Here is a 14,579-nt window from a genome sequence, read left to right as displayed (position 1 = left end):
TCCCTCGGAGGGTTCCGGCGTCTTGGGCGCCGTCCCCTCGGCGGGGGCCGGTGTGCGGGGAGGCGCATGGGCGGAGGACGGCGGTGGGGAGGGCTGGAGGCGGCTCGACCGGCGCACCTCGGTGGCGACCGGGGCGACCGGAGCCGGGTTCGCCGTGGGCGCCGCCGTACCGGCGTTCCTCGGGCTGACCGGCCCGCTCGGTGCCGTGGCGGCGGCGCTCCTCGTCGCCGCCGCGTTCCTGCTCCTCGTCGTGTGCGGCATCGCCTTCGAGTACGTCCGCTGCGGGCGTACCCGCTACCGCGTCGGTGGCGAGCGGGTCGAGCTGCAGTCCCGGCTGTTCGTCCTCGACCGGCGCAGGTCACTGCCCCGCGAGCGGATCCGCAGCGTCGACCTGACGGCCCCTCTCCCGCTGCGCCTCCTCGGCCTGGTGAAGGTCAGCATAGGGACGGGCGAGAGCACCGGGGGCTCGGAGTCGACGCTGGAGCTGCACGCCGTGCGCCGCGCGGAGGGGGAGCGGCTGCGCCTGGAGCTGCTGCGCCGCGCCCCCTCACCGGACGGGGCACCCCGTCGTGACGGCGAGCTGGCCGTGTTCCGGCCGGCCTGGATCCGGTACGCGCCGGTGTCGTTCGCCGCCCCGCTCCTCGGCGGCGCGGCGGTCGGCGCCGTGATGCAGGTCAGTGAGTGGTTCGGTCTGCAGGGCGAGGTCATCCACCGGGCGGAGGAGCTGTTCCGCGAGACGCCCGTGGTGTGGATCGTCGTCACGCTGGCCGCGTCGGCGCTCCTCGTCGGCATGGTCGGGGCGCTCGCGCTGTGGGTCGAGATGTGGTGGGGCTTCCGGCTGGAGCGCGAGCCGGGCGGCACGCTCCGGGTGCGGCGCGGGCTGCTGACCGCCCGGTCCCTGTCCATCGAGGAGCGGCGGCTGCGCGGGGTGGAGCTGGTCGAGCCGCTCGGGGTGCGGCTGCTCGGCGGCGCGCGGATAGACGCCGTCGCCACGGGCCTCACCCAGGGCGCCGAGGACAAGCACGACACCCACAAGTCGCTGCTGCCGGTCGTGCCCCGCGCGGTCGCCGAGGACGTCGCCGCGCGCGTCCTGCGGGAGCCCGCCGCGCCCACCGGCGCGCCGCTCACCCGGCACCCCCGTGCGGCCCGCGGGCGCCGGCTGCGCTGGGCGGTCGGCGCGGCGCTGCTGCCCGCCCTGGTGCTCACCGTGCTGGGAGCCGCCCTGGAGGTCACCGCCCTGCTGTACGCGGCCGGGGCGGTCGGCGCGGTGCTGGTGCCGTGCGCCGTGGCACTCGCGCTCGACGCGTACCGCAATCTGGGGCACGGCATATCCGGCGGCTACCTGGTGGCCCGGTCCGGGACGGTGCGCCGGTCGACCGTCGCCCTCCAGCGCGCCGGCGTCATCGGCTGGACGATCAGGCAGTCGTACGCCCAGCGGCGGGCCGGCCTGGTCACGCTCACCGCGACCACGGCGGCGGGCGACGGCGCGTACGACGTGCACGACGCCGACCAGGGCGAGGGCCTGCGGTTCGCCGCCTCCGCCGTCCCCGGCCTGCTGGAGCCGTTCGTCGAACCGGTGGAGTGAGCGGCCCGACGGTGGTGGAATGGTCACCTCCGCCCCTTGGTGGTGATCATGACCGGATGACCGACACCAGCCGACGCACCGTCCTGACCGCTCTCGCCACCGCCACCGTCGCCGCGCCGCTGCTCGGCGCCGCGACCGCGGCGCCGGCCCACGCCACCGCCGAGGGCGACCTCTACGCCTCCAACACCGACCTCTACCGGGCGCTCGCAGGACAGGAGGGCACCGAGTTCGCCCGCCGCTACAAGCGGCACGAGTTCCTCGACCACAGCTACTCGGCCAGATACCCGTACAACCGCACCACGGTCGTCGCCATGCACGGCGGCGGCATCGAGATGGGCACGTCCGAGCTGTGCTTCGGCATAGCCGGCTACCACCCCGCCGACCTCCAGCCCCTCGGCGACGGGCTCGGCGTCCACGACTACTGGATGTTCGAGGGGCTGCGCGGCTCCGACAACCGGGAGCTGCACGTCACCGCCAAGAACAACGACGACCACGTCTGCCAGTCGATGGTCCGCTCCAGCCTCAACGTGCTCAGCCTGCACGGCTGCACCGCCGCCCAGGCGCACACGGCCGACCCGCGGGCGGTCGTGGTCGGCGGGCTCAACGAGCGGTTCAAGACCCTGCTCAAGGCGGAGTTCGACCGGGTGGGCATCGCCTGGAAGGACGGCAACGACCCCGAGGTGCGCGACCTCGCCGGCGTCAACCCCGCCAATCCCTGCAACCGCACCATGCTCGGCAAGGGGGGCCAGCTGGAGCTCACCACCGAGCTGCGGGCCGCGATGTTCACCGTCAACACCCGCGCCGGGCGGGCCGGCAGCACCACGGCGACGTACTGGGACTTCGTCCGCGCCTGCCGCACCGCCATCGCCAAGCTGCACGCGGACGCCGACCAGACCGTGCTCTGAGGTACCGCGGCCGGCGCGCGCCGCGGCGGGAGCGGACCCGCGCCGGTCCGCCGCCCGCAGCGCCCGGCCCCGACGAAGGAGGCCCGGCCCGCGTCACCTCGCGGACCGGGCCTCCGGTCGTTCCCCGCCGGACCTCGCGGACCGGTCAGGCGGTGGGGTCCTCCGGGTGCCGCGCCCGTGGCAGCCGGGCCGCCGCGGCGGCGTCGAGCAGCCAGAGCGTGCGGGCCGTGCCGTACGCGCCCGCCGCCGGGGCCTGCACCTCGCCGGCGCCGGACAGGGCGACGGCGGCGGCCTGCGCCTTGTCCTCGCCCGCCGCCAGCAGCCACACCTCGCGCGCCGCCCGGATCGCCGGGAGGGTCAGGGAGATCCGGGTCGGCGGCGGCTTCGGCGCGCCGTGCACGCCCACCACCGTCCGCTCCGTCTCCCGGACGGCCGGGTGCTCCGGGAAGAGGGACGCCACATGGGTGTCCGGGCCGACGCCCAGCATGAGCACGTCGAACCGGGGGACGGGCCCGCGGTTCTCCGGGCGGGCCGCCTCGGCCAGCTCGCGCGCGTACGCGGCGGCCGCGGCGTCGGCGTCCGCACCGTGCGCGCCGCCCGCGGCCGGCATGGGGTGCACCCGCGCCGGGTCCAGCGGCACGCTGTCGAGCAGCGCCTCCCGCGCCTGGGTGTCGTTCCGGTCGGGGTCGCCCTCCGGCAGGAACCGCTCGTCGCCCCACCACAGGTCGAGCCGCGACCAGTCGATCGCGTCCCGGGCGGGGGCCGTGCGCAGCGCGGCCAGCAGGCCGTTGCCGTTGCGCCCGCCGGTCAGGACCACCGAGGCGGTGCCGCGGGCGGTCTGCGCGTCGACGATCCGGGTGATGAGCCGGGCGGCGGCGGCCTGCGCCATCAGCTCCTTGTCGCGGTGGACGATCAGCTGCGGTGCGTTCACTTGGCCGCCGCCTTCTTCGCCGGGGCCTTCTTCCCGCCGGACTTCGCCGCCGGGGCGGCGCCCGCACCGGAACCACCGTCCGCGGCACTGTCCGCGGCACCTGTCCCGGCGTCGCCCGAGTCCGGAGCGCCCGAGTCCGGAGCGCCCGAGTCCGCAGCGCCCGGGTCCGGAGCACCGGAGTCCGCCCTGGAGCCGGCACCGGAGTCCGCGCCGGATCCGGCGCCCGCCCCCGAGCCTCCCGCGTCCGAGGCGGGGCCGCCCTCGACCAGCCGCTCCACCCCGTACCGCAGCGCCGCCGCGTACGTGTCGTCCGGGTCCAGCCGCCGCAGCTCCTCCGCGATCAGCTCGGCCGTCTCGCGCCGCTTGAGCGCGACCGCCCGGTCCGGCTGCCCCTGCACGCACAGGGTCGCGAGCGACCCGTCCGGCCGGTCCAGCACGATGGGCCCGCAGTCGGTCTCCAGCCGCACGGCGGTGAGGCCCGGCCCGATGGAGGCGGTACGGCGCACCGTGACCCCCAGCCGCCCCGCCAGCCACATGGCCAGCAGCTCCACGCTCGGGTTGAACTCCTCGCCCTCCACCTCGGCGGAGATCACCTGGCAGGCGACCTGGTCCAGCGCGGCGGCGAGCATCGAGCGCCACGGCGTGATCCGGGTCCAGGCGAGGTCGGTGTCGCCCGGCGTGTACGCCTCGGCGCGATCCGCCAGTTCCCGGATCGGGTGCTCGGCGTTGTAGGTGTCGGTCACCCGGCGCTGGGCGAGGGCGCCCAGCGGGTCGGCGGCCGGGTCGGTCGGCGCGTTGACCGGCCACCAGACCACCACCGGCGCGTCGGGCAGCAGCAGCGGCAGCACCACCGACTGGGCGTGGTCGATGACCTCGCCCCGCAGCCGCAGGATGACCGTTTCGCCGGTACCGGCGTCGGCACCGACCCGCACCTCGGCGTCCAGCCGCGCCTTCGCCCGGTCGCGCGGCGAGCGGGATACCCGCTTGATGACGACGAGCTTGCGGGACGGGTGCTCGCGGGACGCCTCGTTGGCGGCCTTGAGCGCGTCGTACGCGTTCTCCTCGTCGGTGACGATGACCAGGGTCAGCACCATGCCCACGGCCGGGGTGCCGATGGCGCGCCGCCCGAGGACCAGCGACTTGTTGATCTTGCTGGAGGTGGTGTCCGTAAGGTCGATCTTCATGGCCGGCGCCAGCTCCGTCCGTCTCGTGCGAGCATTTCGTCCGCCTCGACCGGACCCCACGTGCCCGCCTTGTACTGGGCGGGCCTGCCGTTCTTGTCCCAGTAGTCCTCGATCGGGTCGAGGATGCGCCAGGACAGCTCGACCTCCTCCACGCGCGGGAAGAGGTTGGCGTCGCCGAGGAGGACGTCGAGGATCAGCCGCTCGTACGCCTCGGGGCTGGACTCGGTGAACGACTCGCCGTAGGCGAAGTCCATCGAGACGTCCCGCACCTCCATGGAGGTGCCCGGCACCTTCGAGCCGAACCGCATGGTCACGCCCTCGTCGGGCTGGACCCGGATCACCAGCGCGTTGTGGCCCAGCTCCTCCGTCGCCGTGTGGTCGAACGGGGAGTGGGGGGCCTGCTGGAAGACGACCGCGATCTCCGTCACCCGGCGGCCCAGGCGCTTGCCCGTCCGCAGGTAGAAGGGGACGCCCGCCCACCGGCGGTTGTCGATGCCCAGCTTGATCGCGGCGTATGTGTCGGTCTTGGAGTCCGGGTCGATGCCCTCCTCCTCCAGGTAGCCGACGGCCGGCGCGCCGCCCTGCCACCCGGCCGCGTACTGGCCGCGCACCGTCGAGGCGCCCAGGTCCTTCGGCAGCCGCACGGCGCCCAGCACCTTGGTCTTCTCGGCGGCGAGCGCGTCCGCGTCGAAGGAGGCGGGCTCCTCCATCGCGGTCAGCGCGAGCAGCTGGAGCAGGTGGTTCTGGATGACGTCGCGGGCGGCGCCGATGCCGTCGTAGTAGCCGGCACGGCCGCCGATGCCGATGTCCTCGGCCATGGTGATCTGCACGTGGTCGACGTACGACCGGTTCCAGATCGGCTCGAAGAGGGTGTTGGCGAACCGCAGCGCCAGGATGTTCTGGACGGTCTCCTTGCCCAGGTAGTGGTCGATCCGGAACACCTGGTCCGGGGTGAACACCTCGTGGACGATCGCGTTCAGCTCCTGGGCCGACGCCAGGTCGTGGCCGAACGGCTTCTCGATGACCGCGCGCCGCCAGCACCCCTGCTTCTGCTCGGCCAGTCCGTGCTGCTTGAGCTGCTGGACGACCACGGGGAAGAACTTGGGCGGCACCGACAGGTAGAAGGCGAAGTTGCCCCCCGTGCCCTGCGCCTTGTCCAGCTCGTCCATGGTGGTCTTGAGCTGCTCGAAGGCGGCGTCGTCGTCGAAGTCGCCCTGGACGAAGCGCATGCCCTGCAGGAGCTGCTGCCAGACCTCCTCGCGGAACGGGGTGCGCGCGTGCTGCTTGACGGCGTCGTGGACGACCTGCGCGAAGTCCTCGTCCGCCCACTCGCGGCGGGCGAAGCCGATCAGCGCGAAGCCCGGCGGCAGAAGCCCCCGGTTCGCCAGGTCGTACACCGCCGGCATCAGCTTCTTCCGGGACAAATCGCCCGTGACGCCGAAGATGACCAGGCCCGACGGCCCCGCGATACGCGGGAGCCGTCGGTCCGCGGCGTCACGCAGCGGATTGCTGCTGTGCAAGGGTCTACGCCTCCGAAGGGGCGAGGCGCTTGAGCTCCGCCTCGGTCGACGCCAGCAGGTCGTTCCAGGCCGCCTCGAACTTGGCGACGCCCTCGTCCTCCAGGAGCTGGACCACCTCGTCGTACGAGATGCCCAGCTTCCCGATCGCCTCCAGGTCCGCACGGGCCTGGTCGTACGTGCCGGTGATCGTGTCGCCGCGGATCTCGCCGCGCGCGGCGGTGGCCTCCAGCGTGGCCTCCGGCATCGTGTTCACGGTGCCCGGCGCGACCAGCTCGTCCACGTACAGCGTGTCCTTGTACGCCGGGTCCTTCACGCCCGTGGAGGCCCAGAGCGGGCGCTGCCGGTTGGCCTGCGCCCGGTCCAGCGCCGCCCAGCGCTCGGAGCCGAAGACCTCCTCGTACGCCTCGTAGGCGAGGCGCGCGTTGGCCAGGGCCGCCTTGCCGCGCAGCTCCTTCGCCTCGGGCGTGCCGATCGCGTCCAGCCGCTTGTCGATCTCGGTGTCCACCCGGGACACGAAGAACGACGCCACCGAGTGGATCTTCGACAGGTCCAGGCCGCGCTCCTTGGCCTTCTCCAGGCCCGCCAGGTACGCGTCCATGACCAGGCGGTAGCGCTCCAGCGAGAAGATCAGCGTGACGTTGACGCTGATGCCCAGGCCGATCGCCTCCGTGATCGCCGGCAGGCCGGCCTGGGTGGCCGGGATCTTGATGAGCGTGTTCGGCCGGTCCACCAGCCACGCGAGCTGCTTCGCCTCGGCGACCGTCGCCCGCGTGTCGTGCGCGAGCCGCGGGTCCACCTCGATCGACACCCGGCCGTCCTGGCCCTGCGTCGCGTCGAAGACCGGGCGGAGGATGTCGGCGGCGTCCCGGACGTCCGCCGTCGTGATCATGCGGATGGCCTCCTCGACGGTCACCTTGCGGGCCGCGAGGTCGGTCAGCTGCACGTCGTAGCCGTGGCCCTCGGAGATCGCCTTCTGGAAGATCGACGGGTTGGTGGTGACACCGACCACGTGCTGCTCGTCCATCAGCTCCGCCAGGTTGCCGGAGGTGATGCGCTTGCGGGACAGGTCGTCGAGCCAGATCGCCACGCCTTCGTCGGAGAGGCGCTTGAGTGCGTCTGTCATGAGGATTGCATCTCCTATAGGTGCTTGTGTTGGCGTCAGCGCGCCGCGGCGGCGAGCGATTCCCGCGCGGCGTCGGCGATCGCCTCCGGGGTGAAGCCGTACTCCCGGAACAGCAGCTTCCCGTCGGCCGACGCACCGAAGTGCTCCAGCGACACGATCCGGCCCGCGTCGCCCACGTACCGGTGCCAGGTCAGCCCGATGCCGGCCTCCACCGCCACCCGCGCCTTCACCGACGGCGGCAGCACCGAGTCCCGGTACCCCTGGTCCTGCTCCTCGAACCACTCGACGCACGGCATCGACACGACCCGCGTCGGCACGCCCTCCGCCTGGAGCCGCTCGCGCGCCTCCACGGCCAGGTGCACCTCGGAGCCCGTGGCGACCAGCACGACCCGCGGCTCGCCGCCCTCGGCGTCCAGGAGCACGTAGCCGCCGCGGGCGGCGCCCTCGTTCCACTCGTACGTCGGCACGCCCTGGCGGGTCAGCGCCAGACCGTGCGGGGCGCCCTTGCCGAACTCCTTGGTCCAGCGCCTGAGGATCTCGCGCCAGGCGACGGCCGTCTCGTTGGCGTCGGCGGGGCGCACCACGTTCAGGCCCGGGATCGCGCGCAGCGACGCCAGGTGCTCCACCGGCTGGTGGGTCGGGCCGTCCTCGCCGAGGCCGATCGAGTCGTGTGTCCAGACGTACGTCACCGGCAGGTGCATCAGCGCGGACAGCCGCACCGCGTTGCGCATGTAGTCGGAGAAGACCAGGAAGGTCCCGCCGAAGATCCGCGTGTTGCCGTGCAGGGCGATGCCGTTCATCTCGGCGGCCATCGCGTGCTCGCGGATGCCGAAGTGGATCGTCCGCCCGTAGGGGTCGGCCTCCGGCAGCGGGTTGCCCTCGGGAAGGAACGACGACGCCTTGTCGATCGTCGTGTTGTTCGAGCCCGCGAGGTCGGCGGAGCCGCCCCACAGCTCGGGGATGACCGCGCCGAGCGCCTGGAGCACCTTGCCGGACGCGGCGCGCGTGGCGACGCCCTTGCCCGCCTCGAAGACCGGGAGCTTCTCCTCCCAGCCCTTGGGCAGCTCGCCCGCGGAGATCCGGTCGAACTCGGCGGCGCGCTCCGGGTTGGCCGCGCGCCACTCCTGGAGGTCCTTCTCCCAGGCGGCGCGGGCCTCGCGGCCGCGGTCCAGGGCCTCGCGGGTGTGCGCGATGACCTCGTCGGACACCTCGAAGGTCCGCTCCGGGTCGAAGCCGAGCACCCGCTTGGTGGCCGCGACCTCGTCGTCGCCCAGCGCCGAGCCGTGCGAGGCCTCGGTGTTCTGCGCGTTCGGCGCCGGCCAGGCGATGATCGAGCGCATCGCGATGAACGACGGGCGGCCGGTCTCGGCCTTCGCCGCCTGGAGGGCCGCGTACAGCGCCGCCGGGTCGAGGTCGCCGTTCTCCTGCTGCTCCACGCGCTGGACGTGCCAGCCGTACGCCTCGTACCGCTTGAGCGTGTCCTCGGAGACGGCCGTCTCGGTGTCGCCCTCGATCGAGATGTGGTTGTCGTCCCACAGCATGATCAGGTTGCCGAGCTTCTGGTGGCCGGCCATCGAGGACGCCTCGGCGGCGATGCCCTCCTGGAGGCAGCCGTCACCCGCGATGACGTACACGAAGTGGTCGAACGGCGAGGTGCCGGGCGCCGCCTCGGGGTCGAACAGGCCGCGCTCGTAGCGGGCGGCCATCGCCATGCCCACGGCGTTGGCCACGCCCTGGCCCAGCGGACCGGTCGTGGTCTCCACGCCCTTGGTGTGGCCGTACTCCGGGTGGCCCGGCGTCTTCGAGCCCCAGGTGCGGAACGCCTTCAGGTCGTCCAGCTCCAGGCCGAAGCCGGCCAGGTAGAGCTGCGTGTACAGCGTCAGCGAGGAGTGGCCCGCGGACAGCACGAAGCGGTCGCGCCCGGTCCAGTCCGGGTCCGCCGGGTCGTGGCGCATGACCTTCTGGAAGAGCGTGTACGCCGCGGGGGCCAGGCTCATGGCCGTACCAGGATGGCCGTTGCCGACCTTCTGTACGGCGTCCGCGGCCAGGACACGGGCGGTGTCGACGGCACGCTGGTCCAATGCGGTCCATTCGAGGTCTGTGGTGGTCGGCTTGGTGCTCACCCTCGGTCAGGGCTCCTCTCCACAAGTCGCATGCCGATGACTACGGTGCACCGGCCGCTGCCGAGCCTATCCCGTCACCAGGCCCGATTTTCCGGCTCTTCACCGGGTCCCGCCACCCGCGACCACCCCCGTGCACCAGCTGTATACGGGGCCGCTCATCAGATCGCTCATCCGTGTCCCGCACGCCCGTACGCCGCTCATCGGAGCGCTCGTTCGAGAGGGGGATCCGCCCGTCTGACACCCCGCGGCCCCCCTGCCGGACCGGGCCGGGCGGACACGACCCACCCCCGCGAAGGGCGGAGTATGGGCAACGTCTACAGTGGCGTGGTACGCGCGAGTCTTCACCGGCCCATCACGTCAAGGGCGGGCTCGCAGGGATGTCTCTGTCAGGGGTGTGCGTGACGGCCGTCGAATCCCGTCCTGGGGACACCTCCCAGGCCCTCAAGGCTCTGGGGGAGGGTGTACCCGGTACGAGCCCGGTCCACCGGCCGATCGGGGTCCGCGCCAAGGCGTTCGTGGCACTGACCAAGCCGCGGATCATCGAGCTGCTGCTGATCACCACCGTTCCGGTGATGTTCCTCGCGGAGCAGGGCGTACCGGATCTGCTGCTGGTGCTCCACACGTGCTTCGCCGGCTACCTCTCCGCGGGCGGCGCGAACGCGCTCAACATGTACATCGACCGGGACATCGACGCGCTCATGGAGCGCACGTCGCAGCGCCCGCTCGTCACCGGCGTCGTGTCGCCGCGCGAGGGGCTGGTCTTCGGTCTCGGGCTCGCCGTCGTCTCCACGCTCTGGTTCGGCCTGTTCGTCAACTGGCTGTCGGCGTGGCTCGCCCTCGGCGCGCTCCTCTTCTACGTCGTCGTCTACACGATGATCCTCAAGCGCCGCACGGCGCAGAACATCGTGTGGGGCGGCATCGCCGGCTGCATGCCGGTCCTCATCGGCTGGTCCTCGGTCACCGACTCCATGTCGTGGGCCGCCGTCATCCTCTTCCTCGTCATCTTCTTCTGGACGCCGCCGCACTACTGGCCGCTGTCCATGAAGGTGAAGGAGGACTACGCCCGCGTCGGCGTCCCGATGCTCCCGGTCGTCGCCTCCAACAAGGTCGTGGCCCGGCAGATCGTCCTCTACAGCTGGGTGATGGTCCTCGTCTCCCTGCTGCTCCAGCCGCTCGGCTACACCGGCTGGTTCTACACGGCCGTGGCCCTGGCCACCGGCGGCTGGTGGCTGTGGGAGGCGCACGCGCTCCAGCACCGCGCCCGCGCCGGCGAGACCGGGGCGAAGCTCAAGGAGATGCGCCTCTTCCACTGGTCCATCACCTACGTGTCGCTGCTCTTCGTGGCGGTCGCCGTGGACCCCTTCCTGCGCTGACCGCGCCGGACCGCGCCGCCTGACGGGCGGGTCGCGTGGCCAAGGCCACGCGACCCGCCCGTCGCACGTCGATCTACCCGGCAGTAGCATCCTGTGCATGGCAGACACCACGAAGCAGGCTGAGCGCACGGCGGCGAAGCTCGCCAAGCAGATCCGCGCGTTCGCCACCGAGCACGGCGGCGCCCAGGGCCAGCTCGCCTACATCGGCCAGGCCGGCACGCGCATCGTGCTGGTCGGCGAGGACGGCGGCTGGGGCGACCTGGTCGCGCCCAACGGCGAGATCGCGCGCGGCGCGGCCGAGAAGGCCGGCCTCACCCTCCAGGAGTCCTTCGACGGCGAGCTCGCCGCCAAGGTCCACACGGGCCCCTACGAGTGGAGCCGCATGGCCGGCATCCAGATCGGCGGCGGCGCCGCCAAGTGACGGGAGGCGGCCACCCGCCGCCTCCCCGTGGCGTGGCGGGCGCACCCCGCCGCTCCTCCCCGTCGGGCACCCCCGGCCGCCCTCACGGCGGCGGTGGGTGCCCGCGGCCGCACCTGCGCGTGCCCGCGCCGGGCCGTACCCGCGAGTGCCCGCGCGTACCCGCGCCAGGCCGTACCGGTGCCGTACCCGCGTCAGGCCGAACCGGTGCCGTACTCGCACCGGGCTGCACCGGTGCCGGACCCGCGCCGGGCTGCACCGGCGGCCGGCCGGGGTGCCCGCCGGGCCGTGCCGGTGCCCTACCCGCCGGGCCGTACCGTCCGTGGCCGCATCGGCGTGCGGGCCCGCGGCTTGCCCGGCCCGCGGCCGCCGGTCCGGCCTCGGGCCGGCGGGCGCCCGATGGTCCCCGCGGCGGTGCTCCGCCCGCCCTTCGCGGCCGTGGCTGAGCGCCCCGTGCCGCCCCACCGCCGAACGCCCGGGGGCGCCGCCGGTACGGATGTCCGTACCGGCGGCGCCCCCGGGCGTCTGCCGTGTGTGTCCCCCCTGCCGGCCCTCAGGCCGCCGTCAGCGCCGCGTCACCCGGCTGGGCTGGCACCGGGGCCTGGACCGCGGGCCGCTCGCGCAGGCTGAGGGCCAGGCGCAGCACCGCGATCCACATCAGGGCGGAGCCGAGCATGTGGGCGCCCACCAGGATCTCGGGGACGCCCGTGAAGTACTGCACGTACCCGATGCCGCCCTGGAGGACCAGGACCAGCAGCAGGTCGCGGGCGCGCCTGCGGATGTCGTCCGGGGCGTCGACCACCCGCAGGACGACGAACATGGCGATCGCGCCCGCGCCCACGGCCCACGCGAACAGCGCGTGCACCTGCGCCACGGTCGTGTAGTCGAACGGCATGCGCGGGACGTCGCTGCTGTCGCCCGCGTGCTCGCCGCTGCCGGTCACGCCCGTGCCGGCGACGATCAGCACGGCGGAGGCGGCGACCAGCGCCCAGCCGAGCCTGCGCACCGGGCCGGGGACGCGCGGGCGCGGCGGGCCGTCGCCCTCGCCGGCCCGGACCCAGGTGATCACGGTGACGGTCAGCAGAGCGTTGGCGGCGATGAAGTGGCCGGCGACGGTCCACGGGTTCAGCCCGGTCCACACCGCGATCCCGCCGAGGACGGCGTTGCTCGCGACGATCCAGAACTGGAGCCAGCCGAGCCGGGTCAGGCCGCGGCGCCACGGCTTGGTGGACCGGGTGGCGATGATCGACCAGCCGACGGCGGCCGACAGGACGTAGGTCAGCAGCCGGTTGCCGAACTCGATGGCGCCGTGGATGCCCTGCTCGGGCGTGGCGAAGAGGCTGTCGTCGGTGCACTTGGGCCAGGTGTCGCAGCCGAGGCCGGAGCCGGTCAGCCGGACGGCGCCGCCGGTGACGATGATGACGACGGTCATGACGACCGCGGAGAGCGCGGCCCGCCGGACCGTCTGCGGGGAGGGCGTCCAGCGCCGGGCGATAGAGGCGAGAGGGGTCAACACGGACCTATCGTAGGTCGCCGCTTGTGCACGCTTTCACGAGGGGGTGCCCCCCGGCTGCCCCCGGCCGGCCCGCCCGGCTCGTACCACCCGCGCCACGAGCCGGGCCCGCCCCGGGCTACTCCCAGCGGAAGAAGCGGGCCGCCGCGCCGAGCCCGGCCGCCGCCCACACGGCGAGCACGCCCAGCGCCCCCCACGGCATGCCCGCGCCGTCCTGGAGGACGTCCCGCAGCCCCCCGGACAGCGCCGTGATCGGCAGCCACTCCAGCGCAGCCCGCGCCGCGTCGGGGAACCGGTCCAGCGGTACGACCACCCCGCCGCCCACCAGGAGCAGCAGGAAGACCAGGTTCGCCGCCGCCAGCGTCGCCTCGGCCCGCAGCGTCCCGGCCATCAGCAGCCCGAGCCCGGAGAACGCCGCCGTCCCGGCAACCAGCAGCAGGAGCACCGCGAACGGGCTGCCCTGCGGCGACCAGCCGAGCGCCAGCGCGATGGCGGTCAGGAGCAGGACCTGCAGGACCTCCGTGACCAGCACGGCGAGCGTCTTGGCGGCCATCAGCGCCCACCGGGGCAGGGGTGAGGCGCCCAGCCGCTTCAGCACCCCGTACCGCCGCTCGAAGCCGGTGGCGATGGCCTGCCCGGTGAACGCGGTCGACATCACGGCCAGGGCGAGGACGCCCGGCGCGAGGAAGTCCACGGCCGCGCCGCCGCCCGTGTCGACGATGTCCACGGTGGAGAAGAGGACCAGCAGCAGGGACGGGATGACCACCGTGAGGAGCAGCTGCTCGCCGTTGCGCAGCAGCATCCGGGTCTCCAGCGCCGCCTGGGCGGCGATCATCCGGCCGACCGGCGCGGCCCCCGGCCGCGGGGTGTACGTACCGCTGTTCATCCGCGCAGCTCCTTGCCGGTCAGCTCCAGGAAGACGTCCTCCAGCGTGCGGCGCTCCACCGCGATGCCGTCCGGCATCACCCCGGCCTGCGCGCACCAGCTGGTGACCGTGGCGAGGAGCTGCGGGTCCACCTCGCCGGTGATCCGGTACGCGCCGGGCGCGGTCTCGGCCGCGGCCGTCCCGTCCGGCAGCGCCTTCAGCAGGGCGCCGAGGTCCAGGCCGGGGCGGCCGGTGAAGCGCAGGGAGTTCTCGGCGCCGCCGCGGCACAGCCGCTCGGGGCTGCCCTGGGCGACGACCCGCCCGGCGTCCACGATCGCCACGTCGTCGGCCAGCTGCTCGGCCTCGTCCATGAAGTGGGTGGTGAGGACCACGGTCACCCCGTCGGCGCGCAGCTCGCGCACCAGGTCCCAGGTGGAGCGGCGGGCCTGCGGGTCGAGTCCGGCGGTCGGCTCGTCCAGGAAGACCAGCTCGGGCCGCCCGACGACGGCCATGGCCAGGGCGAGGCGCTGCTGCTGCCCGCCCGACAGCCGCCGGTAGGCCGTGCGGCCGCAGGAGCCGAGGCCCAGGCGCTCGATCAGGGCGTCCACGTCGAGGGGGTGGGCGTGCAGCTTCGCCATGTGGCGGAGCATCTCGTCGGCGCGGGCGCCCGAGTAGACCCCGCCCGACTGGAGCATCACCCCGACGCGGGGGCGCAACCGGGCCGCGTCGGCGACCGGGTCGAGGCCCAGGACGCGGACGGTGCCCGCGTCGGGCCTGCGGTATCCCTCGCAGGTCTCGACGGTGGTGGTCTTGCCGGCCCCGTTCGGGCCGAGGACGGCGGTGACGGTACCGGTGCGGACGTCGAGGTCGAGCCCGTCCACGGCGGTCTTGGTCCCGTACCGCTTGACCAGGCCCCGTACCCGGACGGCGGACTCGTTTCGCATGGCAGCCAAGTCTAGGCAGCCGCCGGGCGCCCACGGGCCGCGGGTCCCTCGCCACCGGGCGCCCCCGCGACCGGGCGCCGCCGAGGCGGGCCCCC

General features: G+C 73.8%; 12 protein-coding genes. 4 read left to right on the top strand and 8 right to left on the bottom strand.

Annotation, left to right across the window (positions count from 1 at the left end):
• Positions 1–52: 52 nt before the first annotated feature.
• Both CP974_RS06370 and CP974_RS06365 read left to right on the top strand, forming a co-directional pair.
• Complete coding sequence (locus CP974_RS06370; protein ID WP_031130056.1) at positions 53–1,585, top strand: PH domain-containing protein; 1,533 nt, start codon at positions 53–55, stop codon at positions 1,583–1,585.
• Between the two features lie 56 nt (positions 1,586–1,641).
• Complete coding sequence (locus CP974_RS06365; RefSeq protein ID WP_031130057.1) at positions 1,642–2,490, top strand: poly-gamma-glutamate hydrolase family protein; 849 nt, start codon at positions 1,642–1,644, stop codon at positions 2,488–2,490.
• A 145-nt stretch (positions 2,491–2,635) separates the two neighbouring features.
• Here CP974_RS06365 and pgl read toward each other — a convergent pair whose 3' ends face one another.
• From pgl to tkt, 5 genes are read right to left on the bottom strand one after another with little or no spacing between them, the layout of a single operon-like run.
• On the bottom strand, positions 2,636–3,421 hold the full coding sequence (gene pgl / locus CP974_RS06360; protein ID WP_031130058.1) for a 6-phosphogluconolactonase: 786 nt from the start codon (positions 3,419–3,421) through the stop codon (positions 2,636–2,638).
• Positions 3,418–4,605, bottom strand: a complete 1,188-nt coding sequence (gene opcA, locus CP974_RS06355) for a glucose-6-phosphate dehydrogenase assembly protein OpcA (RefSeq protein WP_031130059.1) — start codon at positions 4,603–4,605, stop codon at positions 3,418–3,420. Before opcA ends, pgl begins: the two co-directional genes overlap by 4 nt.
• Complete coding sequence (zwf, locus tag CP974_RS06350) at positions 4,602–6,125, bottom strand: glucose-6-phosphate dehydrogenase (RefSeq protein WP_031130060.1); 1,524 nt, start codon at positions 6,123–6,125, stop codon at positions 4,602–4,604. Before zwf ends, opcA begins: the two co-directional genes overlap by 4 nt.
• Positions 6,126–6,129: 4 nt before the next feature.
• Positions 6,130–7,248, bottom strand: a complete 1,119-nt coding sequence (tal, locus tag CP974_RS06345; RefSeq protein WP_031130061.1) for a transaldolase — start codon at positions 7,246–7,248, stop codon at positions 6,130–6,132.
• Positions 7,249–7,283: 35 nt separating this feature from the next.
• Entirely contained in the window at positions 7,284–9,371 is a 2,088-nt protein-coding gene (gene tkt, locus CP974_RS06340; protein ID WP_031130063.1) for a transketolase, read from the bottom strand.
• Between the two features lie 398 nt (positions 9,372–9,769).
• Between tkt and CP974_RS06335 the strand changes: the two genes are divergently transcribed.
• Both CP974_RS06335 and CP974_RS06330 read left to right on the top strand, forming a co-directional pair.
• Positions 9,770–10,744 (top strand): heme o synthase, encoded by a 975-nt coding sequence (locus CP974_RS06335; protein WP_037937313.1) that lies wholly within the window; start codon positions 9,770–9,772, stop codon positions 10,742–10,744.
• A 97-nt stretch (positions 10,745–10,841) separates the two neighbouring features.
• Complete coding sequence (locus CP974_RS06330; RefSeq protein WP_031130066.1) at positions 10,842–11,165, top strand: hypothetical protein; 324 nt, start codon at positions 10,842–10,844, stop codon at positions 11,163–11,165.
• Positions 11,166–11,715: 550 nt separating this feature from the next.
• On the opposite strand, the gene CP974_RS06325 is transcribed toward CP974_RS06330, so the two are convergent.
• The 3 genes from CP974_RS06325 to CP974_RS06315 form a co-directional block, all read right to left on the bottom strand.
• Positions 11,716–12,678 carry a COX15/CtaA family protein gene (locus tag CP974_RS06325; protein ID WP_031130067.1) on the bottom strand — a complete coding sequence of 321 codons (963 nt, stop codon included), beginning with the start codon at positions 12,676–12,678 and terminating at the stop codon, positions 11,716–11,718.
• 115 nt (positions 12,679–12,793) lie between these two features.
• Entirely contained in the window at positions 12,794–13,561 is a 768-nt protein-coding gene (locus tag CP974_RS06320) for an ABC transporter permease (RefSeq protein ID WP_031130068.1), read from the bottom strand.
• Positions 13,558–14,484: an ABC transporter ATP-binding protein gene (locus CP974_RS06315; protein WP_031130069.1), complete on the bottom strand. Its 927-nt coding sequence runs from the start codon at positions 14,482–14,484 to the stop codon at positions 13,558–13,560. Before CP974_RS06315 ends, CP974_RS06320 begins: the two co-directional genes overlap by 4 nt.
• Positions 14,485–14,579 lie beyond the last annotated feature (95 nt).

This window comes from Streptomyces fradiae ATCC 10745 = DSM 40063 (assembly GCF_008704425.1).
Taxonomy (GTDB): domain Bacteria; phylum Actinomycetota; class Actinomycetes; order Streptomycetales; family Streptomycetaceae; genus Streptomyces; species Streptomyces fradiae.
This window is presented reverse-complemented; position numbering and strand designations above follow the sequence as displayed.